At 62.6% G+C, this 25,721-nt stretch carries 27 protein-coding genes; 13 read left to right on the top strand and 14 right to left on the bottom strand.

Features of this window, described 5'->3' with window-relative positions; all coding sequences use genetic code 11:
- Positions 1-26: 26 nt before the first annotated feature.
- Positions 27-1,223, bottom strand: coding sequence for a multidrug effflux MFS transporter (locus M2360_RS14965; protein WP_280776055.1), 1,197 nt, complete (start codon positions 1,221-1,223; stop codon positions 27-29).
- Complete coding sequence (locus tag M2360_RS14960) at positions 1,220-1,693, bottom strand: MarR family transcriptional regulator (protein WP_280776054.1); 474 nt, start codon at positions 1,691-1,693, stop codon at positions 1,220-1,222. Before M2360_RS14960 ends, M2360_RS14965 begins: the two co-directional genes overlap by 4 nt.
- Before the next feature lie 156 nt (positions 1,694-1,849).
- Here M2360_RS14960 and M2360_RS14955 point away from each other — a divergent pair, with 156 nt between their 5' ends.
- The 4 genes from M2360_RS14955 (at position 1,850) to M2360_RS14940 (ending at position 8,339) form a co-directional block, all read left to right on the top strand.
- On the top strand, positions 1,850-3,907 hold the full coding sequence (locus M2360_RS14955) for a M3 family metallopeptidase (protein ID WP_280776053.1): 2,058 nt from the start codon (positions 1,850-1,852) through the stop codon (positions 3,905-3,907).
- Between the two features lie 126 nt (positions 3,908-4,033).
- Positions 4,034-5,614, top strand: coding sequence for an alkaline phosphatase (locus tag M2360_RS14950; protein ID WP_280776052.1), 1,581 nt, complete (start codon positions 4,034-4,036; stop codon positions 5,612-5,614).
- Between the two features lie 195 nt (positions 5,615-5,809).
- Complete coding sequence (typA, locus tag M2360_RS14945; protein WP_280776051.1) at positions 5,810-7,636, top strand: translational GTPase TypA; 1,827 nt, start codon at positions 5,810-5,812, stop codon at positions 7,634-7,636.
- A 193-nt stretch (positions 7,637-7,829) separates the two neighbouring features.
- Positions 7,830-8,339, top strand: a complete 510-nt coding sequence (locus M2360_RS14940; protein WP_280776050.1) for a GNAT family N-acetyltransferase — start codon at positions 7,830-7,832, stop codon at positions 8,337-8,339.
- Positions 8,340-8,358: 19 nt separating this feature from the next.
- Here M2360_RS14940 and M2360_RS14935 read toward each other — a convergent pair whose 3' ends face one another.
- Positions 8,359-8,997, bottom strand: coding sequence for a hypothetical protein (locus M2360_RS14935; protein ID WP_280776048.1), 639 nt, complete (start codon positions 8,995-8,997; stop codon positions 8,359-8,361).
- 176 nt (positions 8,998-9,173) lie between these two features.
- Between M2360_RS14935 and ppa the strand changes: the two genes are divergently transcribed.
- Entirely contained in the window at positions 9,174-9,713 is a 540-nt protein-coding gene (ppa, locus tag M2360_RS14930; protein ID WP_280776047.1) for an inorganic diphosphatase, read from the top strand.
- 3 nt (positions 9,714-9,716) lie between these two features.
- On the opposite strand, the gene M2360_RS14925 is transcribed toward ppa, so the two are convergent.
- Together M2360_RS14925 and M2360_RS14920 are read right to left on the bottom strand one after the other, a co-directional pair.
- Entirely contained in the window at positions 9,717-10,007 is a 291-nt protein-coding gene (locus tag M2360_RS14925; RefSeq protein WP_280776045.1) for a DUF167 family protein, read from the bottom strand.
- Positions 10,008-10,304 carry a YggT family protein gene (locus M2360_RS14920; RefSeq protein WP_280776043.1) on the bottom strand — a complete coding sequence of 99 codons (297 nt, stop codon included), beginning with the start codon at positions 10,302-10,304 and terminating at the stop codon, positions 10,008-10,010. It abuts the gene before it with no gap.
- A gap of 134 nt (positions 10,305-10,438) precedes the next feature.
- Between M2360_RS14920 and M2360_RS14915 the strand changes: the two genes are divergently transcribed.
- Positions 10,439-11,677 carry an MFS transporter gene (locus M2360_RS14915; RefSeq protein ID WP_280776042.1) on the top strand — a complete coding sequence of 413 codons (1,239 nt, stop codon included), beginning with the start codon at positions 10,439-10,441 and terminating at the stop codon, positions 11,675-11,677.
- Here M2360_RS14915 and M2360_RS14910 read toward each other — a convergent pair whose 3' ends face one another.
- The 6 genes from M2360_RS14910 to hemC form a co-directional block, all read right to left on the bottom strand.
- Positions 11,678-12,427 carry a glutamine amidotransferase gene (locus tag M2360_RS14910; protein ID WP_280776041.1) on the bottom strand — a complete coding sequence of 250 codons (750 nt, stop codon included), beginning with the start codon at positions 12,425-12,427 and terminating at the stop codon, positions 11,678-11,680.
- A gap of 4 nt (positions 12,428-12,431) precedes the next feature.
- Complete coding sequence (locus M2360_RS14905; RefSeq protein WP_280776040.1) at positions 12,432-12,899, bottom strand: TerB family tellurite resistance protein; 468 nt, start codon at positions 12,897-12,899, stop codon at positions 12,432-12,434.
- A 19-nt stretch (positions 12,900-12,918) separates the two neighbouring features.
- Positions 12,919-14,517, bottom strand: coding sequence for a heme biosynthesis protein HemY (locus M2360_RS14900; RefSeq protein WP_280776038.1), 1,599 nt, complete (start codon positions 14,515-14,517; stop codon positions 12,919-12,921).
- A 14-nt stretch (positions 14,518-14,531) separates the two neighbouring features.
- Positions 14,532-15,713 (bottom strand): hypothetical protein, encoded by a 1,182-nt coding sequence (locus tag M2360_RS14895; RefSeq protein WP_280776037.1) that lies wholly within the window; start codon positions 15,711-15,713, stop codon positions 14,532-14,534.
- An 86-nt stretch (positions 15,714-15,799) separates the two neighbouring features.
- Complete coding sequence (locus M2360_RS14890) at positions 15,800-16,516, bottom strand: uroporphyrinogen-III synthase (protein WP_280776036.1); 717 nt, start codon at positions 16,514-16,516, stop codon at positions 15,800-15,802.
- A gap of 3 nt (positions 16,517-16,519) precedes the next feature.
- On the bottom strand, positions 16,520-17,449 hold the full coding sequence (hemC, locus tag M2360_RS14885) for a hydroxymethylbilane synthase (protein WP_280776035.1): 930 nt from the start codon (positions 17,447-17,449) through the stop codon (positions 16,520-16,522).
- Positions 17,450-17,520: 71 nt separating this feature from the next.
- Here hemC and tsaD point away from each other — a divergent pair, with 71 nt between their 5' ends.
- From tsaD to M2360_RS14850, 7 genes are all read left to right on the top strand, one after another.
- On the top strand, positions 17,521-18,618 hold the full coding sequence (gene tsaD / locus M2360_RS14880; RefSeq protein ID WP_280776034.1) for a tRNA (adenosine(37)-N6)-threonylcarbamoyltransferase complex transferase subunit TsaD: 1,098 nt from the start codon (positions 17,521-17,523) through the stop codon (positions 18,616-18,618).
- Complete coding sequence (locus M2360_RS14875) at positions 18,615-19,598, top strand: NAD(P)H-dependent glycerol-3-phosphate dehydrogenase (RefSeq protein ID WP_280776033.1); 984 nt, start codon at positions 18,615-18,617, stop codon at positions 19,596-19,598. Before tsaD ends, M2360_RS14875 begins: the two co-directional genes overlap by 4 nt.
- A gap of 12 nt (positions 19,599-19,610) precedes the next feature.
- Complete coding sequence (locus M2360_RS14870) at positions 19,611-19,904, top strand: YciI-like protein (RefSeq protein WP_280776031.1); 294 nt, start codon at positions 19,611-19,613, stop codon at positions 19,902-19,904.
- Positions 19,905-19,906: 2 nt separating this feature from the next.
- Positions 19,907-20,341, top strand: coding sequence for an EVE domain-containing protein (locus tag M2360_RS14865; protein ID WP_280776030.1), 435 nt, complete (start codon positions 19,907-19,909; stop codon positions 20,339-20,341).
- Positions 20,338-20,982, top strand: coding sequence for a methyltransferase (locus tag M2360_RS14860; RefSeq protein ID WP_280776028.1), 645 nt, complete (start codon positions 20,338-20,340; stop codon positions 20,980-20,982). Before M2360_RS14865 ends, M2360_RS14860 begins: the two co-directional genes overlap by 4 nt.
- Before the next feature lie 47 nt (positions 20,983-21,029).
- On the top strand, positions 21,030-21,968 hold the full coding sequence (locus M2360_RS14855) for a tyrosine recombinase XerC (RefSeq protein ID WP_280776027.1): 939 nt from the start codon (positions 21,030-21,032) through the stop codon (positions 21,966-21,968).
- 69 nt (positions 21,969-22,037) lie between these two features.
- Positions 22,038-23,129, top strand: a complete 1,092-nt coding sequence (locus M2360_RS14850) for a TraB/GumN family protein (RefSeq protein ID WP_280776026.1) — start codon at positions 22,038-22,040, stop codon at positions 23,127-23,129.
- Positions 23,130-23,148: 19 nt separating this feature from the next.
- On the opposite strand, the gene M2360_RS14845 is transcribed toward M2360_RS14850, so the two are convergent.
- The 3 genes from M2360_RS14845 to lpdA form a co-directional block, all read right to left on the bottom strand.
- Positions 23,149-23,613, bottom strand: a complete 465-nt coding sequence (locus M2360_RS14845) for a DUF2867 domain-containing protein (RefSeq protein WP_280776024.1) — start codon at positions 23,611-23,613, stop codon at positions 23,149-23,151.
- An 82-nt stretch (positions 23,614-23,695) separates the two neighbouring features.
- On the bottom strand, positions 23,696-24,190 hold the full coding sequence (locus M2360_RS14840) for a cytochrome b/b6 domain-containing protein (RefSeq protein WP_280776022.1): 495 nt from the start codon (positions 24,188-24,190) through the stop codon (positions 23,696-23,698).
- Between the two features lie 114 nt (positions 24,191-24,304).
- Positions 24,305-25,711, bottom strand: coding sequence for a dihydrolipoyl dehydrogenase (gene lpdA, locus M2360_RS14835; protein WP_280776020.1), 1,407 nt, complete (start codon positions 25,709-25,711; stop codon positions 24,305-24,307).
- Between the last annotated feature and the right edge of the window lie 10 nt (positions 25,712-25,721).

Below are 25,721 nucleotides of genomic sequence, written 5' to 3'. Positions count from 1 at the left end.
CCGCTCCCCCGAGCGGCGGGCATTTTCTATTGTCTCGGCCTGGTCCAGGCGGCAATGAAGACGACATAGGCGAGAAGCGCCATCCCTTCCATGGCCGGAATGATCCAGCCAAAGGCAGTCAGCGGATCGCCGATCAAGGCCGCCGTCGCCCCGCCCAGAAAGCCCGAACCCATCTGGATGAAACCCATGAGAGCGGCGGCCGTGCCGGCGAAATGCGGATAGGGCGTCAGCCCAGCCGTGGTGATGTCAGGGATCACGAAAGCCATGCCGAAAGAGCAGAACGCCACCGGCAGCATGATCGACAGGAAAGTCGGCTCGACGAGACGGGTCGACAGGAAGATCGCCGCCCCGCCCGTAACGGTCAGGGCCAGACCAAGACGGACCGCCCAACCCTGCGGCAATCGCGGTGAGACAAGCCGCAGAGCAACGCTGCCGGCGAAATAGGAGCCCGTCTGCATCAGCATACCCAGACCGAAGGCGACCGGCGTCAGCCCGACTTTGTTGATCAGGATAAAAGGCAGCATGGTCGACTGGGCGTAGAGCGCGCCCAGAATGCCTGCCAGCACCAGCGCCGAGGACAGCACCCTGAGATCGCCGGCCAGCGTTCCATAGGCTTTGACCAGACGCATGGGTCGGATGAGCGCCGGATCAGGCTCAGTCGTTTCGGGCATCAGGAAAAAGACGACAGCGGCGCTGACCACGCCGAAAATCACCATCAGCAGGAACACCGCCCGCCAATCGAAGATAGCAAGCGCCAGACCTCCGAGCGTCGGGCCCAAGGCCGGTCCCACCGCCAGCATGATGCCGATCATGTTGAGCAGGCGGCTCGCCTCGGCGCCGGTAAACTGATCGCGCACGATGGCGCGCGACACGGTGACGCCGACGGAGGCGCCCACGCCCTGCACGAGACGCGCAACCAGCAGCGCCTCGACCGAGGGTGCGATGGCCGCAGCGATGCTGCCCGCCAGATAAATGGCGAGGAAGAACAGGCTCGCCTTGCGCCGGCCAAAGGCGTCGGACGCAGGCCCCGACAGCAATTGCGCACAGGCGAATCCGATGAAATAGACCGATAGCGACAGCTTGATCATCGACTCGGTCGTGCCGAAAGCCTTGACCAGTTCAGGCATGGCGGGCGTATAAAGCGCCATGGACACCGGCCCGAGCGCGATCAGCAGCGCGCCGATCAGACTGGTCCTCAGGCTCGACATACGCGCCGGGCTCACGCTCTGTCCACCTTTGCGCAACCCGCCTGCGGCGTATCGAGCCGCCGCCGGAGAGTGTCGCGGAGGAGAGTGAGACTTTCGAGGAAACGCGCCCTCTCCGTCGCGTCGAATTGCGAAAACAGCTGATCATAGAGATCACCCGCGCGCGACCGGACTGCGGCCAGCACCGCCTCGGCTTCCGCCGTCGCGCGCACATTCTTGGCGCGCCGATCGCGCGGATCCGGGGTCCGCTCGACAAGGCCGGCCTTTTCCAGCCGATCGAGATAGGCGCACACAGTCATCGGCTCGACGCCCATCGCGTCCGCAATCTCGGCCTGGCGCGCCCCGCCCAGTTCGGCGACATGGGCGAGCGCCCGCGCCTCGGACGAGGTGAGGCCAAGTCCGGCGTCAGTAAGTTCAAGTTCGATGGCCGAGCGCAACAGGCGGGCCGCTTCCGCCATGAGATATCCGAGACTACTGCTTTGGGTCATGCCTGCTCCGCCAATTAGTAAGCTTCACTTATTATCTAAACCTGACGCTTTCAAGCGCGGCGATTTTGTCGCTGCTGTTTTCCGGCCATCGCCATTTAGCCGCGAATGCGCCTATATGTGGGAAAAGACGCCTGTGATTTGCGAGGATTGGACGGCATGAGCGAGACAGTAAACCCAGCCATTTTCACCTGGAGCGGCGCCCACGGCCTGCCGCGCTTCGAGGCCGTGAAGGATGAGGATTTCGCCGCCGCCTTCACAAGAGCGCTCAGCGCGCATGAGGCGGAGATCGACACCATCGCCAACAATCCGGAAGCGCCGAGTTTCGCCAACACCGTGATCGCTCTGGAAACCGCCGGCGATGAACTCTCCCGCGTCTCGGCTCTGTTCTGGAACAAGGCCGGCGCGGACACCAATGACGTGATCCAGGCGCTCGAGCGCGAGATCTCGCCGGTCATGTCGCGGCATTATTCCAAGATCGGCCAGAACGAGGCGTTGTTCGGTCGTATCGATACGCTCTGGTCGAAGAAGGACGAACTCGGCCTGACGCTTGAGGAAATCCGCGTGCTGGAGCGCCACTGGAAGGGCTTCGTGAAATCGGGCGCGAAACTCCCCAAGGAACAGCAGAAGCGCCTTGCCGAAATCAACGAGCGTCTCTCCACGCTCGGCACGAATTTCGGCCAGAACGTGCTGGCCGATGAAAAGGACTGGTTTCTGCCGCTAGAGAGCGAGGAGGATCTGGCGGGCCTGCCGGACTTCCTGCGCGACGCCATGGCCGCCGCCGCCGAAGGCCGCGGTGAAAAGGGCAAATACGCCGTCACCCTGTCGCGTTCGATCATCGAACCCTTCCTGACCTTTTCAGACAATCGCGATCTGCGTGAAACCGCCTTCCGCGCCTGGATCGCCCGCGGCGAAAATGGCGGCTCGACCGACAACCGCCAGATCATCGCCGAAACGCTGGCGCTCCGCTCGGAGAAGGCCGGCCTGCTCGGCTATCCCCACTACGCCGCGCTGAAGCTCGACAACACCATGGCGAAGACGGCCGATCATGTGAACGGCCTGCTGATGCAGGTCTGGGAAAAGGCCCGTGCGAAAGCGCTGGAGGAAGAGGGCGACCTCGCCCGCCTCATCGCGGAAGACGGCAAGAACCACGCCGTCGAGCCCTGGGACTGGCGCCACTATGCCGAAAAGCTGCGCGCCCGCACCTTCAATTTCTCCGAAGGCGAGTTGAAGCCCTATCTGCAGCTCGAAAAGATCATCGACGCCTGCTTCGCCGTCGCCGAGCGCCTGTTCGCGATCAAGGCGGTCCGCAGGGCCGATGTCGCCGGCTATCATCCCGATGTCCGGGTCTATGAGATCCGCAACGCCGACGGCTCGCTGAAGGCCCTGTTCCTCGGCGATTATTTCGCCCGCCCCTCCAAGCGCTCCGGCGCCTGGATGAGTTCCTTCCAGAGCCAGCACCGTCTGACCCTGAAGAACGGCGCCCAGGGCGAACTGCCGATCATCTACAATGTCTGCAATTTCGCCAAGCCCGCCGAAGGCAAGCCGGCGTTGCTCTCGCTCGACGACGCCCGCACGCTGTTCCACGAATTCGGGCACGCTTTGCATGGCATGCTGTCCAATGTGACCTACCCCTCCGTCTCAGGCACCGGCGTGTCGCGCGATTTCGTCGAATTGCCCTCGCAACTCTATGAGCATTGGCTGATCGTTCCCGACATCCTCAAGACCTATGCGGTGCATTACGAGACAGGCGAGCCGATGCCGCAGACGCTGCTCGACAAGGTCTTGGCCGCCCGCACCTTCAACGCCGGCTTCGCCACCGTCGAATTCACCTCCTCGGCGCTGGTGGACATGGCGTTCCACACCCGCCCGCCCGCGGAGGATCCCATGGCGGTGGAACGGGAAGTGCTGGCGGAGATCGGCATGCCCTCCTCCATCGTCATGCGCCACCGCACGCCGCATTTCCAGCATGTCTTCTCCGGTGACGGCTATTCGGCCGGCTACTATTCCTACATGTGGTCGGAAGTGCTCGACGCCGACGCGTTCGAGGCTTTCGAGGAAACCGGCGACGCCTTCGATCCCAAGACAGCGGCCAAGCTTCGCGATCACATCTACGCCTCGGGCGGCTCTGTTGATCCCGAGGTCGCCTATATCGAGTTCCGCGGCAAGCTGCCGAGCCCGGAGGCGATGCTGCGCAAGAAGGGTCTCGCCGCCTGATCCGGCGGCGCATGGCGCACTGTCAGAGAAACGTCATCGGGGCTTTGCCCCGCTGACATCAAAACCTGTTTGTGTTGCGCGCTGGACGCCCGGCGTCCCGCGCCAAATTTCAAACAGGAGAGATCAATGTCAGGCATTTTGAAATCCGTCACCCGCCGCACGCTGATGCGCGGCGTCGGCGCGACCGGTCTGGTCGCGGCTTCCGGCCTTGCTTTGCCCGCCTATGTCCGCGCCGCCCAGCGCCCCGTCTTCACCCATGGCGTCCAGTCCGGCGATGTCGACACAAATTCCGGCATGATCTGGACCCGCACGGATCGTCCGAGCCGCATCCAGATGGACGTCTCGACCGTCGAGAGCTTCAAGGACGCGCGTCGTCTGGCTCCGCTCGATGTCGGCCCCGAAGGCGATTTCACCGCCAAGCGCCTGATCGAGAACCTGCCGTCCGATCAGGACATTTTCTACCGCTTCGTCGCCGCCGACCTGCAGGACATCAACCTGACGTCTGAGCCGCTCATCGGCCGCTTCCGCACCGCTCCCACCTCCCGCCGCAATATCCGCTTCGCCTGGTCGGGCGATACTGTGGGTCAGGGTTGGGGCATCGATGAAACGGGCATGCTGACCTACGCCGCCATGGCCAAGCACACGCCCGACTTCTTCATCCATTCCGGCGACACGATCTATGCCGATGGCCCGTTGAAGGATGATGTCGAGGTGAAGGGCGCGCCGAAATGGGTTAACAAAATCGTCATCGACGAAAAGCGCAAGGTCGCCGAAACGCTGGCCGAATATCGTGGTCAGTGGAAATACAATATGATGGACGAGCATGTCCGGACATTGAACGCCGTCTGTCCGACCTTCTTCCAGTGGGACGACCATGAAGTGGTCAACAACTGGTCGGATTCCAAAAATCTCATGGGCGACGACCGCTACACCGAAAAATCGGTGCATGTGCTGGCCGCCCGCGCCGCACGCGCTTTCCATGAAATGACGCCGATCCGCTATACGCCGGCGGAGCCCGGCCGCGTCTATCGCAAGATCGCCTATGGTCCGCTGCTCGACGTGTTCTTCATCGACCTGCGCTCCTATCGCGGCCCGAATGGCGACGACAAGGAAACCACGCTGTCGGACAAAGCGCGCATCATCGGCGCCGAGCAGATGGCATGGCTGAAGCGGGAACTCGCCGCCTCCAACGCCACCTGGAAGGTTCTTGCCTGCGACATGCCGATCGGCCTCGTCGTCTGGGATAACTTCAAGGAAAAGAAGGGCCAGGAAGCCGTTGCCAACGCCGACAACGGCGCTCCTCTCGGCCGCGAACTGGAATTCGCCGAACTGCTGCGCTTCATCAAGAGCGCCGGCGTGACCAACACCGTCTGGCTGACCGCGGATGTCCATTACACCGCCGCCCATCACTACGACCCGTCGCGCGCCGCCTTCAAGGAATTCGACCCCTTCTGGGAATTCGTCTCGGGTCCGCTTCATGCCGGCACTTTCGGTCCGAACGATCTCGACATGACCTTCGGTCCTGAAGTGAAATTCGTCTCCGCGCCGACGGCGGAGCAAGGCCAGAATCTGCCGCCGTCAGCAGGCATGCAGTTCTTCGGCCTGGTCGACATCGACGGCCAGACGGAACAGCTGACTGTGCGGCTGATGGACCGCGCCGACAAGGAACTCTGGAAGATCACGCTCGATCCCACGCGCTTCGCCTGAGATCTGCGCCTGGATATCGCCGGCTCTCCGCGTCCCGCGCGGGGAGCCTCGTTGTTGTTGAGGAAGCGGCGGGATTCACCGCGTTTAGACTTTATCAAGCCTCCCCCTTTCGCATTTGCAAAAAAAAGGGTATGAGGCCGCCAAACAATTGGCGCCGCTTCCTTTGCCGCGCCCCCGAACTCAGAGATCCACATCATGAAAATGCGTAATATCGCGATTATCGCACACGTTGACCATGGGAAGACGACGCTTGTCGACGAACTTCTGAAGCAGTCCGGCTCGTTCCGCGACAACCAGCGCACGGTCGAGCGCATGATGGACTCCAACGATCTCGAAAAAGAGCGCGGCATCACCATTCTCGCCAAGGCCACGTCGATCGAGTGGAAGGGCGTGCGCATCAACATCGTCGACACCCCAGGCCACGCCGACTTCGGCGGCGAAGTCGAACGCATCCTGTCGATGGTGGACGGCGCCATCGTTCTGGTCGACTCCTCGGAAGGTCCGATGCCGCAGACCAAATTCGTGGTCTCCAAGGCGCTGAAGGTCGGCCTTCGCCCGATCGTGGCGATCAACAAGATCGACCGTCCCGATGGCCGCCATGAGGAAGTCATCAACGAAGTCTTCGACCTGTTCGCCAATCTCGACGCCACCGACGAACAGCTCGACTTCCCGATCCTTTACGGTTCCGGCCGCGATGGCTGGATGAACGTCAATCCGGAAGGCCCGAAGGAAGACGGTCTGGCGCCGCTGCTCGATCTCGTGCTCAAGCACGTCCCCGAGCCCAGCGTCGGCGATGAAGATGGCGCCTTCCGCATGATCGGCACCATTCTCGAAGCCAACCCCTTCTTGGGCCGCATCATCACCGGCCGCATCCATTCCGGCTCGATCAAGCCGAACCAGGCGGTGAAGGTTCTCGGCCAGGACGGCAAGACCATCGAAACCGGCCGCATCACCAAGATCCTGGCCTTCCGCGGCATTGAGCGCACGACGCTGGACGAAGCCCATGCGGGCGACATCGTCGCCATCGCCGGCCTCTCCAAGGGCACCGTCGCCGACACCTTCTGCGACCCCTCGGTCACCGAAGCGCTGACCGCCCAGCCGATCGATCCGCCGACCGTCACCATGTCCTTCATCGTCAATGACAGCCCGCTCGCCGGCACCGAAGGCGACAAGGTCACCAGCCGCGTCATCCGCGACCGCCTGTTCAAGGAAGCGGAAGGCAATGTCGCGCTGAAGATCGAAGAAGCCGAAGGCAAGGATTCGTTCTTCGTGTCCGGCCGCGGCGAACTTCAGCTGGCCGTGCTCATCGAAACCATGCGCCGCGAAGGCTTCGAACTTGCCGTGTCGCGTCCGCGCGTCGTCATGCACAAGGATGAGAGCGGCGCGCTTCTCGAGCCGATCGAAGAAGTCGTCATCGACGTCGATGAAGAACATTCCGGCGTCGTTGTGCAGAAAATGTCCGAGCGCAAGGCCGAAATGACCGAACTGCGTCCTTCGGGCGGCAATCGTATTCGTCTGAAGTTCCTGGCCCCGACCCGCGGCCTGATCGGCTACCAGTCGGAACTGCTGACCGACACACGCGGCACCGCGATCATGAACCGGCTGTTCCACGACTATCAGCCCTATAAGGGCCAGATCGCCGGCCGCATCAACGGCGTCCTGTTGTCGAATGGTTCCGGCGAAGCCGTGGCCTACGCCATGTTCAACCTCGAAGATCGCGGCCCGATGATCATCGAGCCGGGTGAAAAGGTCTATGCCGGTATGATCATCGGCATCCACACCCGTGACAACGATCTCGAAGTCAACGTCCTCAAGGGCAAGCAGCTGACCAACATCCGCGCCGCCGGCAAGGATGAGGCCGTCAAGCTGACCCCGCCGATCCGCATGACGCTCGACCGCGCTCTGTCCTGGATCCAGGACGACGAACTGATGGAAGTCACTCCGAAGTCGATCCGCCTTCGCAAGATGTATCTCGACGCCAATGACCGCAAGCGCATGGCGAAAAGCATCGGCGCTGCCTGATATACGGGCGTTCCGCATTAACCATTTGGCCCGGCCGCTTCCAAGCGGCCGGGCTTTTCTATGGGCAACGACCAAACACGACTTGCGGCGCAGCTTAATTCCGCGTTAACTTTCACGCTCTGCGTCGCTGGGCGCGCGGGTGGTATTTGGAGTAGGTCCGGATGATCCGGGGCCGGCATATGGGTGTAGCGTTATGAAGACGTTGTCGATCGAATTGCGGCGGGCGGATGCTTCCGATGCGCGCGCCGTGGCCGAGACCCATCGGCAATCCTGGATGCACGCCTATAGCGGTCTCATTCCTCACCGGGCGCTGCTGCAGATGCTCGAACGCCGTAAGGAAGACTGGTGGCGCCGCGCCGCGCAAGGCCCGTCGACGCTGCTTTTGCTCGACATCGGCGGAACCATCGCCGGCTATACGACGATTGGCGTCAACAGGGCGCCCGCGCTGAAGCAGGACGGCGAGATCTATGAACTCTACATCCTGCCGGAATTCCAGGGAACGGGCCTGGGCAGTTATATGTTCCGCGAGGCCAGGGCGATACTGAAGGGTCTGGGCATGCGCGGACTTGCCGCCTGGTGCCTTGAGGACAGCGAGCACGCGGTCACCTTCTTCCGCGCCAGCGGCGGCCTCGACGTCGCCGAGGGCATGGAAGATTTTGGCGACGCCGCGCTCAGGAAGCTGGGCTTCATCTGGCCGAATTGAATTCACTCGCCGTGAACAATCAGGGCGTTGGAAAGCTGTAGGACGGCTCACCGGCCTTTTCGCCACGCTCTCCGTGATAGGTCGCTCGATCGACGCCGCAGCTAAAACCGCGAGCAACGTCATCGGCCACCTGGCGCGCCAGAAGATTTGGCTCCGGATTGGCGAGCGCATCGACATAGCCCGCCACACAGCCCATGCCGTCCTGATCGGCGGCGACTTTCGACACGACCAGAACCTGACCCCAGAAGGCCTTGTCGGGCATGCCCGTGCCGGGATCGCTGTTTTCGATGAACCAGCGTAGGATGGCGGCATAGGGACGTCCGTCAGCGCCGAGCCGCCATTCGACCTTGTTGCCGATATGGTTGAAGGTTGAGAACGTCTCCCCCGCCTCGTCGATTATCCGTGGCGAGACAGATCCGAAATAGGCGCTCTGACGCAGGTCGAACTCCTTGAAATAGACCGGAAGACCTCCCAATCCCTTGCAACGCAGCGAGGCGAAGCCGCCAGGTTCGTCCTCGGACGACGGATTGATGGATGTGCAGGCGTCGAGGTCGAGATCGGTATAGACGCTTTCCTGCCCAAGCGCCGGCCCTGCCAGAAGCCCGATCAGGAACGCACAGATGAGCCGATACATCTTGCCTGTGGAACCCATCCTCATCATCTTCTCCCGTTTGCAGTCATTCCCCGTTGAGCAATCGGCGCCCGCCCATGGTACATCATGCAACAGGCGGCGCCAGAGCGAAAAGCATAGACGCTTTTGTCCAATGGTCTTGTTGTCTTCCCCCGGTTTTTCGTCTATCGCAATGCGGAATTTTTCACACAGCGGAGGCACTTATGCGCATCGACGCAGTATCCATCGGCAACAATCCCCCCGAAGACATCAATGTGATCGTGGAAGTGCCAGTCGGCGGTCATCCGATCAAGTATGAGATGGATAAGGAGGCCGGAACGCTGGTGGTCGACCGCTTCCTCTACACGCCGATGACCTATCCGGGCAATTACGGCTTCGTGCCGCACACGCTGTCGGAAGACGGCGACCCGATCGACGTGCTTATCGCCTCGACCCGTCCGCTGGTGCCGGGTTGTGTCATCAATGTCCGCCCGATCGGCGTGCTGATGATGGAAGACAATTCCGGCAAGGACGAGAAGATCATCGCCGTCCCCTCGCCCAAGCTGACGCTGCGCTATGAAAAGGTGCACGAATACACTGACCTGCCGGAAATCTCCGTCAAGCAGATCGAGCACTTCTTCCAGCACTACAAGGATCTCGAGCCCGGCAAATGGGTCAAGCTGTTCGGTTGGGAAGGCGCTGCCCGCGCCAAGGAACTGATCGTTGAAGCCATCGAGCGCGCCAAGGCCGAAAAGGCCAAGTAAGCCTCAGGAGCTGCCGAGTTTCGTCATCACATCCTCCGGGTCGGCGTCGATCCGGAGGATTTTTTTGCGCGATGTTTCGCCTGATATGAAGGATATCGCCGATTTCGGCAGTTTGAGAGTCTTGGCCAGAAGCTCGATCAGCGCCTTGTTGGCCTTGCCGTCTTCGGGGACGGCGCGCACGCGCGCCTTGAGCCAGCGTTCGCCAGCCGCATCTGTCTCGAAGCCTTCGACAACGTCGCGCCCGCCGTTTGGCGTCAGCCGCACGGCGAGACGCAGAAAAGGCGCAGGCGCCACTTAGTAACCGGCCGCCATCGGATAGAGATAGAGGATGATGACCTGCTGCAGGAAGTAGATCAGGATGAAGACCACGATCGGCGAAATGTCGACGCCGCCGAGATTGGGCATGAAGCGGCGGATGGGTCGCAGCACCGGCTCGGTCAAGGCGGACAGCGCCTGCCCAATCATGCCGACGAACTGGTTGCGCGAATTGATGACGTTGAAGGCATAGAGCCAGGAGAAGATCGCCGAGGCGATGAGGATCCAGATATAGAGGTTCAGCGCGAACAGGATCGTATTGAGAATGGCCAGCATGGTCTGCTCCGATTAAACGTTGACAGACATGTAATGAACCGGTCTTTATCGGGCAAGGGCGAGCTTGCGCGCCGCCTCTTTCATGCTTAATGGCCCGCATTTCAGAGGCCGGATCAATCGAGGAAATATTCCCAATGTCACTTGCCGCAGCGGAAGACCGCTTTGCCGCCTTCCGGCATCGGTCCTACACCCTGTTCTTTTTCGCCCGTTTCCTCGCCGCCTTCGCCATCCAGATCATTTCCGTGGCCGTTGGCTGGCAGATGTATGAGGTCACCAAGAGCACGCTGTTTCTCGGACTGATCGGGCTGGTGCAGTTTCTACCCTCGCTTCTGCTGATCCTGGTCACCGGCTCGGTCGCCGACCGCTACAACCGACGCGCCATCGTGGCGATCTGCCTGGCGATCAGCGCCGCCTGCGCCGCAGCGTTGCTCGCGCTCACGGTCGCCGACGCCTTCGCGCCGGCTCTGGTCTTCGCCATCCTCACCATCTTCGGCATCGAACGCGCCTTCATGGGCCCGGCGGTGCAATCGCTCGCCCCGAACCTGGTTCCGGAAAAGGATCTGGCCAACTCATTTGCCTGGAACGCCTCGTCCTGGCAGACCGCGTCGATCGTCGGCCCGATGGCAGGCGGCCTGCTCTACGGCATAGGCCCCGTCATCGCCTACAGCGTCGCCTTCGTCTTCATGGCGGCCGGCGCGATCATGATCTTTCTCGTGCCCAAGCCCAGCCAGAAGACGGTTTCTGAGGACAAGAGCTGGGCCTATATCGTCGCCGGCTTCGGCTTCATCCGCCATGAAAAGGTGGTTCTGGGCGCGATCTCGCTCGATCTCTTCGTCGTACTGCTCGGCGGCGCGGTGGCGCTGATGCCGGTCTTCGCCTCCGACATTCTCGTTCTCGGCCCGTTCGGCCTCGGCCTCCTGCGCGCAGCCCCGGGCATCGGCGCGATCGTCATGGCGATCTATCTCGCGAGCTTCCCCATCAAGAAGAGCGCCGGGGTCACCATGTTCATCGGGGTTGCGGTGTTTGGCCTGGGAACGCTGGTGTTCGGCCTGTCTCAGACCGCATGGCTGTCGATTGCGGCGCTGGTGGTCATGGGCGCGGGCGACATGATCTCGGTCTATGTGCGCGAAACGCTTCTGGCGCTGTGGACCCCGGACGAGGTGCGCGGCCGCGTCAACGCCGTCAATTCGGTGTTCATCGGCGCTTCCAACGAATTGGGCGAAGCCCGCGCCGGCGTCATGGCCTGGGGCTTCGGCGCCGTGCCGGCCGTGGTGATCGGCGGCGTCGGCGCACTTATGGTGTCGGTCGGCTGGGCCTGGCTGTTTCCGCAATTGCGCAAGATCGACACGCTGGACGCGCCGGTTCGGGACTGATCAGCCGCCCGCGCTCTGCGAGCCGATCAGGCGATGACCGAAGACCAGATCGAGCATGTTCGACATCCACATCTTCAGCGCTTGATCATGCAGGAAGCGGCCTTCGAGATGCTTGTCACCCGTCTGGGCGTTTGGCAATTCGAAGCGATGCGCGCCATGCACCACCCAGCGATGCATCATCATGCGCGTCAACTCGCCGTGAAACTGCACACCCCAGGCGTTTTCACCATAACGGATGGCCTGGTTTTCATAGGTGTCGCCTTGCGCCAGCCGCACCGCTCCAGACGGCAGGTCGAAACCTTCGCGATGGAAGTGATAAACCATCGACGGCCAGTCCATCAGTTTTGCGCCGTCGCCGGTGGCGGAAATCGGATACCAGCCGATCTCCGTCTTGCCCTCCGTGTGACTTTCCACCCTGCCGCCGAGATGCTTGACCAGCATTTGCGCGCCCAGGCAGATGCCGAGATAGGGCTTGTTTTCCGATAGCGGCACCTTGATCCAGTCGATCTCGGCCTTCACGTAATCGAGATCGTCATTGGCGCTTTGAGGACCGCCGAACACCACGGCCCCGGCGTGATTGCGCAACGTGTCGGGTAACTTCTGGCCGAGCGCCGGGCGGCGAATATCGAGCCGGTAGCCTTTCGCTTCCAGCATCTGTCCGGCGCGTCCGGGCGTCGAACGCTCTTGATGCAAAACGATCAGAACCGGGCGGTCATCGACCTTCTTGGTCTGGGTTGGCTGACGCAACATGCCTTCAGGACATCTCCTCGTGATCGTCGAGACCACGCTCGACCTCCATGCGCTTGGTGACCCTGTCGCGGCCGGACACGCCGATCAATTCGGCGATCCGCCAGATCAGGTGATCCTCAAGTTCATTACGCTCGTGATCGGCATGGACAATCTGCCAGAGCATGCCGATGAATTCCAGCTTCTGGCGCTCGTCCAGCGCCTTGTTGATCCTTGAGGTGAAGCGGAAGAAGTCCACCGCTTCCTCTTCCTGCTGGCGGGCGGCGGCAAGCAGGTCGCGAAATTCCGGACCACTGAGATTGAAATAATCGCGGATCACTTTTTCGAGCATCTGCTCTTCGGCGGTTTTGACCACGCCATCGGCATGGATGACGCTAAGCGCCAGCGCGATCACCGCCACGGCGGGACTGTCAGGCTCCACCTTCGGCGTCTCGCCGCCCAGCGCATTGAGGAACCCCATCAGTTTCTCGAACATCCAGCATACTCCAGGGTGGTCAGAACAGCCGCGCGCCGTCAGCGGCTTTCGGTTGCTTCACGCCGGGATCGTCAGGCGGACGCCCGAAGAATGGCTGAACCGGCTCCTCGGCTGGCTGAGAAGCCTTGCGCGGCGCGGACTGTGCTGGCGCCGGCGCGGGAGGCGGGGAAACAGGCGCAACGGAAGCGGCTGCCGGCTCTGCCGCCGCGACGACGACTGGCTCAGGCGGAGCAACCGGTGCAGGCTCAGGCGTCCGGACTACGGACTCGCTGCGATCCGGCAGGCGGCTGAAGGCTTCGGCGGCGCGGTTGCCGTCTTCGATGGCGCCAGGCCGGGCGCGTTGAAGGCTTTTCCACTCATAGGCGTCAAGCTTGCCGCTGACCGGCGACAATGGCAGCCAGACATCGGACGCCTGGCCATCCGCCACCCATTCCGGATCGCGCGGGGCCCGGAGAGCTTGGGCCAGCCAATGCCGTACACGGCCCTGATCGCCGGTTTCAGCTTCCTCGATGTCAGCCATCAGCAGGAAGGCGCTTTCGCGGTCGTCGATCCGCGCCGCTGCTTCCGCCTTGGCCCGGGCCAACGCAAATTCACGCGCGCCGAGCGCGGCAGAGGCGACGGCGTAGAGCGATTCGTAAGCATGTGACTGCATGCCTTCCAGGCGTTGCGCCCGGCGGAGCTTGTCGGCGGCAGACCCTCCGCCGGCGTCCACATAGGCGCTGGCCACCTGCGCATGCGGCGTGAGCTTCCAGGCCTGTTCGAGCACACTGAGCGCCTTGCGCTGGTTGTCTTCGCGCAGATAGGCTTTTGCGGCGACGAGGCTCGCCGCCACGAGATCCGGCGACAGTTTCAGTGCATGCACCGCATCTTCCCGCGCGCCCTTGGGATCGCCGTCGAGACGCGATAGCGCCCGGCCGGCAAGCAGCACGGCTTTCTTCCGGTCATGGGTCTTGCGGTCCATGCCGTTCAGCACCCGCTGCGTTTCCAGCAGCCGGATGGCGTCGTCGAAGCGGCCGGCCTGAGTGCGATATTCCAGCGTCGCCTCCGCCGCCCACGGCAGATGCGGCGCCTTTTCGACCGCCTTTTCGGCGTAATGACGCGCCGCCTCATGCGCGCCGAGACGCTGGGCTTCGAGATAGAGGCCGCGCAGTCCAAGTTCGCGCGTCTCGGGATCTTCAGCCATGGCCTCGAATTTCTTGCGCGCGTCCTCCGTCTTGCCTTCGATCAGCAGGGCCTGCGCTTCGAGAAGATGAATGAGCGGTTCGCTGTCGGCGCGGATAAGACCCTTGGTGCGGTCGAGCATGCGGCGCGCCAGCGGCGCGTCGCCCGAGCCAACCGCGATCAGACCCGTCGACAGCGCCTGATAGCCGCGGTCGCGCTTGCGGGCGCGAAAATAGCGCGTCACGGAATGCGGTGAGGTCCAGATTGCCCGGATCACCCACCACACCAGCATCACCGACGCGATCAGAACCGACACCAGCACGGCCGCCGTCATCAGCGTCATCTCGATGCGCTGGCCCTGCCAGATGATGAACAGATCTCCGGGACGATCAGCAAGCCAGGAGAAGCCGTAACCGACAGCGAGGACAAAAGCGATGAAGACAAGGATACGAATCATCTCAAAACCTTCCTTCAGCCCTTGATATCGGTGTTGCGCACCGCATTGGTCAGCGTCTGCGCCACCAAGTCTTCGACCTTGACGCGGGCGTCGAGCGCCTGACGGAAGGAGGCCCCGGCCTTCTGGCCCTCTTCGGGCAGCTTGTCCCATTCGGCGGCGGCGGCCTTGAGATCGCCATTGGTCAGGCGATCCTCGATTCGCGCCAGAATATCGGCGGGCTGGTCGCCCTGGACATCGCCGACAGGCCGCACCTTGATGGCCGAAAACGCGCTTTCCAGCAGCCGGTCGGTAATGCTCTGATTGGGATCTTCGGGTTTCAAGGCCTCCATCACCAGATCGGCGGTCGCCGGGAAGGACGCGATCAGCTTGGAGCGCGCCGGGGCGCCGGTGTCGGCGAAAGGACGCAGCGCGGCAAGCGCCGGCATGTCGGGCGCCACCGCGGCCAGCGTGTCGAGTTCGGTCGAAAACGGCCCGCCACGGTCGATCGCCGCCTTCAGACCAGCAGAAGCGATAGCCACGGCGACGGCCACATCGTCGCCCGGTTCGGCTGCTTTCTTCTCCAACGCCTCAAGGCGCATGACCAACTCCGCGCGGGCCACGTCATCGGCTTTCCGGGCCTCGTCAAAACCGGTCTTCAACGCGGCGATCTGCTGGGACAGTGCAGAAATGCGCTGATCCGCGTCCACCGACAGGCCGTTGGCTTTGGGCACGTCCTGAAGCCGCGTCTCGATCGCGGCGATCTTGTCGGTGACGGGGGTGAGATCGACCTCCGGCTTGGCGCTCGCCAGGGCAGCCACGGAGGATTTAAGCGCCTCGACATCGGACGACACCAGATTGACCGACTGCTCGATCTTTTCATTGCCGCCCAAGGCTGCGAGCACGCCCCAATATTGCAGGCCCGCTGCGCCGGCCAGCGCCACGACGCCGCCGATCAGGCTCGCCGCAATCAAGGAAATTCCGCTCGCGCCGCCGGGCGCCGGCCGGGAGGCCGCGGCAGCATGGGGCTCATCCTTGGGTGTAGAGATTTCCTCGACGGGCTTGGACTCTTCCGGGGTCACGGCGGCGGCGGCGCCGGCCGGTTCACCGGCATGTTCGGCTTTCGGCGCGCCGTCGGCCTCTTGAACGGATTCGGCGGTCAGATCGATCGTCTTGGGATCGACAGTGGTCCTGGAATGGCGAGGCTTGTCCGTTTCCATGGCGTTTTCCTTCAATCCTTTTTCCTGACCTTAGCGGCGGAGGCGGGCGCCGCAAGCCCCTAAGCGATAGACAGCGCGGCAAGACGCTAGAGAAGATCGATTAATTCGTCCTCGTCAGGGCTGAGACTGACCACGACGCTGTTTACGAATTCCTCCGGCACCGCCGCGGCGATATTGCGGCTGAGGCAGAAGAACAGCGTTTTTCTTAACGATTCCTTGCTCTGCCGAAAAACCTCCAGATCGAAAAAAGCGCGGGCATTGTCTTTCGAAAACAGGAATGCCGCGTCGACCGGATTGTTCACCAGCAATTTCTGCTGATCGGTCAGCGAATAGTCGATTGGGCTCATACCGTAGACTTCCGCCGTGCGGCAGGCGAAACCGTGCTCTTGAAGCGTCGCCTCGAAATCCGGAGAGCGCTTGATGGCGCTGAGATAGAGCACCGACGCGTCCTGAGTGACGAAACGACCGGCAATTTCCGCCGCCAGCGCCGCCCCGCCGCCCTGGGTCGCGGTGACCTTGGTAAAACCGAGTTCTCGCGCATGCCGCGCCGTGGTCTTGCCGACGGCGAACAAAGGCGTGTCCAAATGATGTTCGATCGCCTGTCCCAGCTTGGCGAGACAACGCAGAGCTTCTGCTGACGTGATCGCGATCACGTCATGCGGCTCGGTCAGCGCCTGGACAGCGGCGTCAAGATCGTGAAACGGCTCGAACAAGGGCAAGACAACGGCCTCATGTCCGAGCTCGGCGATCTTCTCGGCGGTCGCCGCTCCCTGTTCCCTTGGACGGATAACGAGAACGCGCATGGCTCAGCTCCACGAAGCGAAGAAATCTGGACCGGCTTCGGCGACAATCTCCACGCCCGCCTTGCGACCGAGTTCCGCGAAGTCTTCGACAGAACCTTTGACCTCAATGCGATGGTGACGCCCGCCATCCGGCGTGAGAATCATGCCAGAAAAGGACAATCTTTCGTCATCCACACTCGCCAATCCCGCGATCGGAGTGCGACAGGAACCATCGAGCACTTCGAGAAAGGCGCGCTCGCAGGTGACCGCGGCGAATGTGGCGCGATCATTGATCGGCGCCAACAATTCGGAAATCCGCCGGTCGCCGGCGCGCGCTTCGATACAGATCGCCCCCTGGGCCGGGGCCGGCGGAAACAGGGAGGGATCGAGAAGCTCGGTGACGACCTCGGGTTTGCCAAGCCGCTTGAGGCCGGCATAAGCCAAAAGCGTGGCGTCGGCGTCGCCCTCTGCGAGTTTTCTGAGCCGCGTGTCGACGAGGCCTCGGAAAATCTTGACCTGGAGGTCGGGCCTGAGCATGCGCACCAGCGCTTGGCGACGCAGCGACGCCGTGCCGACCATCGCGCCTTCGGGAAGATCCATCAGCTTGGCCGCTGCGCGCCCCACAAAAGCATCGCGCACGTCTTCGCGCGGCAGATAGGCGGCGATTGCCAGGCCTTCGGGCAGTTTTGTCGCCATGTCCTTGGAGGAATGCACCGCGAAATCCAGCTCGCCGCGCGACAACTGCTCCTCGAGCTCGGCGGTGAACAGACCCTTGCCGCCGATTTCCGACAGCGGCCGGTCGGTGACGCGGTCGCCTTTGGTGGAGAGCACGACGATCTCGAAATCGCTTTCCGCCAGTCCATGGGCTGACATCAGCCGGTCGCGGGTTTCATGCGCCTGGGCAAGCGCCAATGGGCTGCCGCGGGTGCCGATCCTGAAAGCTTTTGTTTGCATTTGCGGCATTTCCTTGTAATCGGCTCCCAAGTAATCATCTTTCACCGCATCCGCAATCATTCTTAGGGTCCATGATGGCTGTGCTCCGCGTTCTCGGCATCGAGACAAGCTGCGATGAAACCGCAGCCTCCGTGGTCGAGCGCGGGCAAGACGGTTCGGGTCGGATTCTCGCTGATGTGGTGCTGTCCCAGCTCGACGAACACGCAGCCTATGGCGGCGTCGTGCCCGAGATCGCCGCCCGCGCCCATGTCGAGGCGCTCGACAGCCTGATCCTCGAAGCGCTCGCCCGCAGCAATATGTCGCTGTCCGACATCGACGCCGTGGCGGCCACGGCTGGCCCCGGGTTGATCGGCGGGCTGATTGTCGGGCTGATGACCGGCAAGGCGATATCGATGGCGACCGGCAAGCCGCTTTACGCCGTCAATCATCTGGAAGGCCACGCGCTGACGGCGCGGTTGACCGACGGGCTCGCTTTTCCCTATCTGCTGTTACTGGTGTCTGGCGGCCACACCCAACTCATTCTGGTCAAGGGCGTCGGCGACTACGAGCGCTGGGGCACGACGATCGACGATGCGCTGGGCGAAGCCTTCGACAAGACCGCAAAACTGCTCGGCCTGCCCTATCCTGGCGGCCCGGCGGTCGAAAAGGCTGCGCAGACCGGCGACGCGCAACGCTTCGCCTTCCCGCGTCCGCTGGTTGGCGAGGCGCGGCTGGACTTTTCCTTTTCGGGCCTCAAGACGGCCGTGCGCCAGGCCGCGCAGGCCGCCCAGCCAGTCACCGACCAGGATGTCGCCGATATTTGCGCGTCGTTCCAGAACGCCGTGTGCCGCACCATGCGCGATCGCATCGGTCGAGGCCTGAAGCGCTTCAGGGAACGTTTCGCCGGCGAAGCAATTGCGCCGGCGCTGGTGGTGGCCGGCGGCGTGGCGGCCAACAAAGCGCTGCGATCCGTGCTGACCGAGATTTCCGACCAGAACGGCTTCCGCTTCATCGCGCCGCCGCTCAGCCTGTGCACCGACAATGCCGCCATGATCGCCTGGGCGGGTCTGGAGCGCATGGCGCTCGATCTACCCGCTGATTCCGTCACCGTTTCACCCCGCTCCCGCTGGCCGCTTGATGAGAATGCGGCAAGCAAGCTCGGCTCCGGCAAACGAGGCGCCAAGGCATGAGCAAGCGGCTCGTCGTCGTCGGCTCCGGCGCATTCGGCACAGCGCTCGCCGCGGCCTCGACCCATTCGGGCAATGCCGACGTCATCCTGCTCTGCCGCGACGAAGCGCAATGTGAAGACATGCGCAAAACAGGCGTCAACTCCCGCAATCTGCCCGGGCTGCGTCTGCCAGACGACCTCTCCTTCTCTTCCGACGCCTCATGCCTTGAGTTGGCGGACGTTGCGCTCTTCGTGATGCCGAGCCAGGCGCAGCGGGCGGCGGCGCGTGCGCTGGGGGATCATTTGCGTCCCAACATGGCGGTGATCACCTGCGCCAAGGGCATCGATCGCGAGACGGGCGAATTACTGACCAACTTGCTTGAACGGGAATTGCCGGGCCGGCGGATTTCGGTGCTTTCCGGCCCGGGTTTCGCTGCCGACATCGCCAGGGGTCTGCCGACCGCCATGGTCTTGGCGTCTGCGACGCTCGAAGAGGCGGACGCGCATGCGCGACTGATTTCAGGCCCGACATTCCGGCTCTATGCTTCGGCGGATCGCATTGGCGTGCAACTGGGCGGCGCGCTCAAAAATGTGCTGGCCATCGCCTGCGGGATCATCGAGGGCGCCGGCCTCGGCGATTCGGCGCGGGCCGCGCTGATCTCGCGCGGGCTTGCTGAAATGTCGCGCTTTGCGGCGGCCTTCGGCGGCGACGCTCACACGGTGCGCGGCCTGTCCGGCCTGGGCGACCTCGTGCTGACCGCCACCTCGCATCAATCGCGCAATCTGCGCTTCGGCATCGAGACGGGTCGCAGCGGCCGCGCCGTGCTTCCCTCGGGCGAACTGGTGGAAGGCGCCGCCGCGGCAGCCGTGGCCGCCCGGCTCGCCACTGAGCGCGGTGTCGATATGCCGGTGACAAATGCAGTCGCTTCGATCATAGAAGGCAATCTCGACGTCGCATCGGCCATGAATGCGCTGATGACGCGCCCGATCACCACCGAATGAAAGGATAAACCCATGCTCTTCGCCTTTCTCTGCCAGGACAAGCCCGGCGCGCTGCAACTGCGCATGGATACCCGTCCGGAACATGTCGCCTGGCTGAACGAGATCAACGCCGCCGGCGTGCTGACCTTCGCCGGCCCTTTCCTGGACGGTGACAACAAGCCGAATGGAAGCCTGGTCGTGGTCAAGGCTGAAACTCTGGAAGAAGCGCAAGCGATTTCCGCCGCCGACCCCTATGCCAAGGCGGGCCTCTTCGCTTCGGTCGACATCCGGCCGTGGAACTGGGTCTTCAACAATCCGGAGGCCTGATCATGGCCTATTGGCTGTTCAAGTCCGAGCCGTTCAAGTTTTCCTGGGACAATCTGAAAGCCATCGGCGACAAGGGGCAGGAATGGGACGGCGTGCGCAATTACGCCGCCCGCAACAATATGCGGGCGATGAAACTGGGCGACAAAGGCTTCTTCTATCATTCCAATGAAGGCCTTGCCGTGGTCGGCATTTGCGAGGTTTCGGCCTTGGCGCATCCCGATTCCACCGCCGACGTGCCGACTTGGGAATGCGTCGACGTGCGCTCCGTCTGCGACATGCCCATTCCGGTGACGCTGGAAAAGGTCAAGAACACGCCGGAGCTCGCCAATATGGCGCTGGTGAAACTGTCGCGCCTGTCGGTTCAGCCGGTCACCGAAGAGGAATATCGGCTGGTCTGCCGCATGGGCGGCCTGGACAATCCGCCGCTCTCGCCATGAAAACCGAGCCGCGCGCCTTCATTCTCGCCAATACCGGCGTGATGTCGCCGCCGCATACGCCTGAAATCCGGCTGCGGCTGGCCGATGAGGCGCATGATCTCTGGCTGAAGACCGAGGAAGAACTGGAAGCAATCGGCCTGCCGCCGCCTTTCTGGGCTTTCGCCTGGGCTGGCGGCCAGGGCCTGGCGCGTTATGTGTTCGATCACCCCGATTGCGTGGCGGGTAAACGCGTGGTCGATTTCGCCTCAGGCTCCGGCCTCGTGGCCATTGCCGCTGCGAAAGCGGGCGCGAGCGTCGTCACGGCTGTCGATATCGACCCCTGGACGCAGACCGCGATCGCGCTCAACTGCGATCTCAACGCGGTCGAAATCGAATTTTCCGGCAACAATATCATCGGCCAGCCTGTCGACGCCGATGTCCTGCTCGCCGGCGACGTCTTCTATGACAAGAGTTTCGCCGAGGCGCTCATCCCCTGGTTCGAAACACTGCGACAACAGGGAACAGAGGTGATCGTCGGAGATCCCGGCCGCGCCTATTGCCCGCGCGAGAGAATGCAGGCTTTAGCCACCTATGAGGTGCCAGTGACGCGAGCTTTGGAAGATTCCGAAGTGAAGAAGACCACGGTCTGGCGATTTTCATGATCCGCTAACCATTTCGCCGCACAACTGACCTCTTCAAGGAGGCTCAGGTGAACGACATCCTGATCATGGCGGACGAGACATTGCTGGCCGAGCGCGCGGCCTGGCTTTCCGCACTTGCGGAGGAACGGCGGCTGTCTGCACTGACGGTGGAAGCCTATGAGCGCGACACCAGGCAGTTCCTGCTGTTTCTCGCCCGTCATCGCGGCGGCCCCGCACGTCTCAAGGACATCGCCGATCTCCGGCCCACCGATTTCCGCGCCTTTCTCGCCGCCCGCCGCAAGGATGGGACCGGCGCCCGTTCGCTCGGCCGCAATCTCGCAGGCCTTCGCTCGCTGCTGCGTCATCTCGAAAAGAAGGGTCTGGTCAACGCCGCCGGCGCCCGCGCCGTCCGCGCGCCGAAGCAGGGCAAGAGCCTTCCCAAGCCCTTGTCGGCCGAACAGGCGCTGCTGGTCAGCTCGGACGACGGACAGCTGGCCGACGAGCCCTGGATCGCGGCGCGCAACGCCGCCGTGCTGAGTCTCCTCTACGGCTCGGGTTTGCGCATCTCGGAAGCGCTGTCGCTGAAGCGCGGTGATTTCGCGAGCGGCGTACAGACGCTGCGCATCAACGGCAAAGGCGGCAAGACGCGCATCACACCGCTGCTCTCAGCCACGCGCGAGGCCGTGGAGGCCTATCTGAAGCTTTGCCCCTATGCGATCGGCGCAGAGAGCCTGATCTTTCTCGGCGCGCGCGGCGGGCCGCTGCAGCAAGGCATTATCCAGAAGGAAGTGCGCAAGATGCGCTCGGCGCTCGGCCTGCCGGAGACGGCCACACCGCACAAGCTGCGCCACTCCTTCGCCACCCATCTTTTATCCGCCGGCGGCGATCTCAGGGCTATCCAGGAATTGCTGGGGCATGCGAGCCTGTCGACCACGCAGATCTATACCGGCGTCGACGCAGCCCGTCTGCTCGATGTCTTCGATCGCGCTCATCCCCGCGCCGGTTAACCATATCAATTAAGTCCATGGTGAGCGGCTGCGCCTAATCTCCGTTCGATCTTGGACCCAAGGATTGCCATGCTGAACGCCCCTTTGCTCGAAACCGATGCGCCATCTCCGGCGGAGGATCGCCTCACGCGCCGTATTGCAGTCGGCCTGGCCCTCTTTCCTTTCCTGCTACTGGCAAGCCTGATTGTTGCGTTGCTGACGGCCCTGCCCGCCCATGCTGGGGACGAGGCCTGCGGAGGCAAGGATCTGCTTGCAGGCCTTGAGAGCAGCAATCCCGCCGCCTATGCCCAACTGCTCATGCAGGGCGAGAAGGTAAAGAACGGCTCGTCGCGCTTCTGGAAGCTCGAAAAGGCGGGCCAGCAGCCCAACTGGCTGCTGGGCACCATGCATTTGACAGACCCCCGGGTGACGGAGCTTCCCGATCAGGCGCGCAGCGCTTTCGACAACGCCGCCACGCTGATCGTCGAATCCGACGAAATACTCGATCAGCAACGCGCTGCGGCGGCCCTGATGGCCAAGCCCGACCTGATGATGTATTCCGGCAAACAGAGCATCAAGGATTATCTGACGCCCGAGGACGAGAAGGTGCTGGAGGCCGGGCTGAAGACCCGCGGCATTCCTCTCGCCGCCGTCGTCAAGATGAAGCCCTATATCCTCACCTCGATGGTGGCGCTGTCGCCTTGCGAACTGGCGCGCAAATCATCGGGCAAGCCGTTTCTCGACATGAAACTCGCCCAGGAGGCCAAGGCCGCCGGCAAGGCGGTAAAGGGTGTCGAAACGCTCGCCGAGCAGATCGAGGCCATGGCCAGCCTGCCCAACGACTTTCATGTCCGCTCGCTGGTGTCGACGGCGCGCTATCCCGAATACACCGCCGATGTCATGGAGACGACCATCAATCTCTATCTGACCGGCCGCATGGGTTTGGTCTTGCGGGTGTCGATCTATTTTGCGCCAGAAAAGAACCCATCCGACGCCCGCGACATGGCTGCCTTCGAGGAAAAGCTGATCACCATCCGCAATCACCACATGGCCGATCGCGGCGCGCCGATCCTCGACAAGGGCAATGTGTTCATGGCGGTCGGCGCCCTGCACCTGATCGGCGACGAAGGACTGGTCGAACTGCTGCGCGAGAAGGGCTATACGGCGACGCCGATCTTCTGATTTCTACCGAAACCGCCTCTCACACTACGCGCTTTGGATCGCGTCCGATGGCCGCCATCGTGACAGGCACAATGCGCCGATGAAACGGCGAGACGGCGGCAAGATAGACGTAACCGAGGAGATTGTTTCGCTTGACCAACGTGGTGACCCCGAGCACCCCGCCATGATCAGACCGAGCGATATCGACGACAATCCTGAAATCGAGATGACGATCATCAAAGCCTAGCACGGCGCGATTCGGTCCGTCTTCGATTACCGGAAAACCGCCGGCGCGCGCTCCAGCGACCATCGAGACTGGCCGGAGGCCCAGACGCTTCACAATTTGATTGCGGAGTCCCATCAGCCTACTCACCCAAAGCGGCGGATGGTCGAGCATCTGTCGCGCCGCCTCAAGCGGGCGAATGTCGGCGCTAGGAATGGCCGCTTCAAACCGGTCCCGCCAATCTGCGCCCGGCAAGGGATCTGTTTGCGTGAGTTGCTCCATAACACACTCCCTCAATTGGGAGTAGATATCCCATGGCTGCGGGTTTGCCGCCATGGGACGGATCGACGCGGATGCGAGGTCCTTAGACGCCCTTGGTCATGCGGTCGAGTATATTGGTCTTCCAGTAGAATTTATGCACGAACACCGCGCCGATATGGCCGATGACGAGGATCCACATCGCAAGCTTCATGGGGCCGCCATGGATGAAGCCGGCAATGCCGATATGGCCGTAGAATTTGGCGATGCCGGCGAGGGGCATGGCGATCAGCAGCACATAAAGCACGGCATGCGCCAGTTTGGCGACCAACTGGAAAAAGGCGGGTTCCTCGGCCGGCGCTGCCGGAACACCTTGAACGAAGCGCAGGATGAGGCGAAGGGCGGTGAACGCGAGGATGGCGAAGCCGCTATAGATATGGAGGTTGGCGGAGGTCCATTCCTCCGGCGTCGGGGTCTTGCCGCCGCCGAGCAGGTCAGTCACTCTTTCGATCTGGCCTGGCAGAAGAAGATTGAAGAAGATCAACAGCACGGTTAGCCAGTGAAGGGCGCGCTGGGGAACGCTATAGCTCAAGGGCTTCATTTTCTTGCCTTTTATCAATTAGATAATGGGTAGATGCGCCCTAAAAACGCAGATTGCGCCCGCTTTCGCAAGGCGCAATCGCAAAGTTAACGAAACTTTACTTCGATGGCCGGCTTACATATGGATCGGCTTGAAGAATGTGGCCAACGCGGCTTCTTTGACGGCTTCCGACATCGTCGGATGCGCATGGCAGGTGCGGCCGAGATCTTCCGACGAGCCGCCGAATTCCATCAGCACAGCCGCCTCGTGGATCATTTCGCCGGCGCCGAAGCCGACAATGTGGCAGCCAAGCACGCGATCGGTCTGCGCATCGGCCAGGAACTTCACGAAACCTTCCGTGGCTTCCATGGCGCGGGCGCGGCCGTTTGCCGTGAAGGGGAACTTGCCGACCTTGTAAGCGACGCCCTGGGCCTTCAACTCTTCCTCGGTCTTGCCGACGGAGGCGACTTCCGGCTGGGTGTAGACGACGCCAGGGATGACGTCGTAATTTACATGACCATGCTGGCCGGCAAGAATTTCGGCAAGCGCCACGCCCTCGTCTTCCGCCTTATGGGCGAGCATCGGGCCCTTGACCACGTCGCCGATGGCGTAGATGCCGGCGACATTGGTGCGGTAATGGCCATCGATCTCGATGCGTCCGCGATTGTCGAGCGCCACGCCGGCGTCTTCAAGGCCGAGACCGGCGGTGTAGGGCTTGCGGCCTGTGGCGATCAACACCACGTCGGCGTCAATGGTTTCAGCGTCGCCGCCTTTGACCGGGGAGAAGGTCACCTGGGCGCCGGTCTCGGTGCGGGAAACCCCGGTGACCTTGGCGCCGAGCTTGAAGTCGAAGCCCTGCTTGGCCAGAATGCGCTGGAACTGCTTGGAGACTTCGCCATCCATGCCGCCGAGGATCGTGTCGAGATATTCGACGACGGTCACCTTGGCGCCGAGGCGACCCCAGACCGAGCCGAGTTCGAGGCCGATCACGCCGCCGCCGACCACCACGAGCTTTTCCGGCACTTTTTCGAGCGCGATCGCGCCGGTCGAAGAGACGATCACTGTTTCGTCGATCTCGACGGCGACGCCCGGAATGCCCGCGACATCAGAGCCGGTGGCGATGACGATGTTCTTGGCGTCCAACACCTGCGTCTCGCCGGCGTCATTGGTGACCGAGACCTTGCCGGCGCCGACGATCTTGCCGGTTCCCTGGAAAGCGTCGATCTTGTTCTTCTTGAACAGGTAAGCGACGCCATCGACATTGGCCTTCACCACACCGTCCTTGTGGCCCATCATCTTCGGCAGGTTGAGCGAGGCGCCGGCGATTTCGATGCCCAAGCTGTCCATGCCATGCGAGACATGGGCGAACTGTTCGGACGCGTGCAGCAACGCCTTGGAAGGGATGCAGCCGATATTGAGGCAGGTGCCGCCATAGGTGGCGCGCTTTTCGATGACGGCCGTCTTCAGGCCGAGCTGGGCGGCCTTGACCGCGCAGACATAGCCGCCGGGGCCGGTGCCGATCACGATGACATCATAGGACATGGTCTTTTCC

This window comes from Rhizobium sp. SG_E_25_P2, from assembly GCF_029892285.1.
Classification (GTDB): Bacteria; Pseudomonadota; Alphaproteobacteria; order Rhizobiales; family Rhizobiaceae; genus Rhizobium_E.
The sequence above is the reverse complement of the archived record's forward strand: the minus strand, read 5'-3'. Positions and strand labels throughout refer to the sequence as shown.

Excerpts from the sequence above, each read along its gene's own strand:
- M2360_RS14960 (WP_280776054.1), bottom strand. The coding sequence starts at position 1,693 with ATGACCCAAAGCAGTAGTCTCGGATATCTCATGGCGGAAGCGGCCCGC.
- M2360_RS14955 (WP_280776053.1), top strand. The coding sequence starts at position 1,850 with ATGAGCGAGACAGTAAACCCAGCCATTTTCACCTGGAGCGGCGCCCAC.
- M2360_RS14950 (WP_280776052.1), top strand. The coding sequence starts at position 4,034 with ATGTCAGGCATTTTGAAATCCGTCACCCGCCGCACGCTGATGCGCGGC.
- typA (WP_280776051.1), top strand. The coding sequence starts at position 5,810 with ATGAAAATGCGTAATATCGCGATTATCGCACACGTTGACCATGGGAAG.
- M2360_RS14940 (WP_280776050.1), top strand. The coding sequence starts at position 7,830 with ATGAAGACGTTGTCGATCGAATTGCGGCGGGCGGATGCTTCCGATGCG.
- M2360_RS14935 (WP_280776048.1), bottom strand. The coding sequence starts at position 8,997 with ATGAGGATGGGTTCCACAGGCAAGATGTATCGGCTCATCTGTGCGTTC.
- ppa (WP_280776047.1), top strand. The coding sequence starts at position 9,174 with ATGCGCATCGACGCAGTATCCATCGGCAACAATCCCCCCGAAGACATC.
- M2360_RS14920 (WP_280776043.1), bottom strand. The coding sequence starts at position 10,304 with ATGCTGGCCATTCTCAATACGATCCTGTTCGCGCTGAACCTCTATATC.
- M2360_RS14915 (WP_280776042.1), top strand. The coding sequence starts at position 10,439 with ATGTCACTTGCCGCAGCGGAAGACCGCTTTGCCGCCTTCCGGCATCGG.
- M2360_RS14910 (WP_280776041.1), bottom strand. The coding sequence starts at position 12,427 with ATGTTGCGTCAGCCAACCCAGACCAAGAAGGTCGATGACCGCCCGGTT.
- M2360_RS14905 (WP_280776040.1), bottom strand. The coding sequence starts at position 12,899 with ATGTTCGAGAAACTGATGGGGTTCCTCAATGCGCTGGGCGGCGAGACG.
- M2360_RS14900 (WP_280776038.1), bottom strand. The coding sequence starts at position 14,517 with ATGATTCGTATCCTTGTCTTCATCGCTTTTGTCCTCGCTGTCGGTTAC.
- M2360_RS14895 (WP_280776037.1), bottom strand. The coding sequence starts at position 15,713 with ATGGAAACGGACAAGCCTCGCCATTCCAGGACCACTGTCGATCCCAAG.
- M2360_RS14890 (WP_280776036.1), bottom strand. The coding sequence starts at position 16,516 with ATGCGCGTTCTCGTTATCCGTCCAAGGGAACAGGGAGCGGCGACCGCC.
- hemC (WP_280776035.1), bottom strand. The coding sequence starts at position 17,449 with ATGCAAACAAAAGCTTTCAGGATCGGCACCCGCGGCAGCCCATTGGCG.
- tsaD (WP_280776034.1), top strand. The coding sequence starts at position 17,521 with ATGATGGCTGTGCTCCGCGTTCTCGGCATCGAGACAAGCTGCGATGAA.
- M2360_RS14875 (WP_280776033.1), top strand. The coding sequence starts at position 18,615 with ATGAGCAAGCGGCTCGTCGTCGTCGGCTCCGGCGCATTCGGCACAGCG.
- M2360_RS14870 (WP_280776031.1), top strand. The coding sequence starts at position 19,611 with ATGCTCTTCGCCTTTCTCTGCCAGGACAAGCCCGGCGCGCTGCAACTG.
- M2360_RS14865 (WP_280776030.1), top strand. The coding sequence starts at position 19,907 with ATGGCCTATTGGCTGTTCAAGTCCGAGCCGTTCAAGTTTTCCTGGGAC.
- M2360_RS14860 (WP_280776028.1), top strand. The coding sequence starts at position 20,338 with ATGAAAACCGAGCCGCGCGCCTTCATTCTCGCCAATACCGGCGTGATG.
- M2360_RS14850 (WP_280776026.1), top strand. The coding sequence starts at position 22,038 with ATGCTGAACGCCCCTTTGCTCGAAACCGATGCGCCATCTCCGGCGGAG.
- M2360_RS14845 (WP_280776024.1), bottom strand. The coding sequence starts at position 23,613 with ATGGAGCAACTCACGCAAACAGATCCCTTGCCGGGCGCAGATTGGCGG.
- M2360_RS14840 (WP_280776022.1), bottom strand. The coding sequence starts at position 24,190 with ATGAAGCCCTTGAGCTATAGCGTTCCCCAGCGCGCCCTTCACTGGCTA.
- lpdA (WP_280776020.1), bottom strand. The coding sequence starts at position 25,711 with ATGTCCTATGATGTCATCGTGATCGGCACCGGCCCCGGCGGCTATGTC.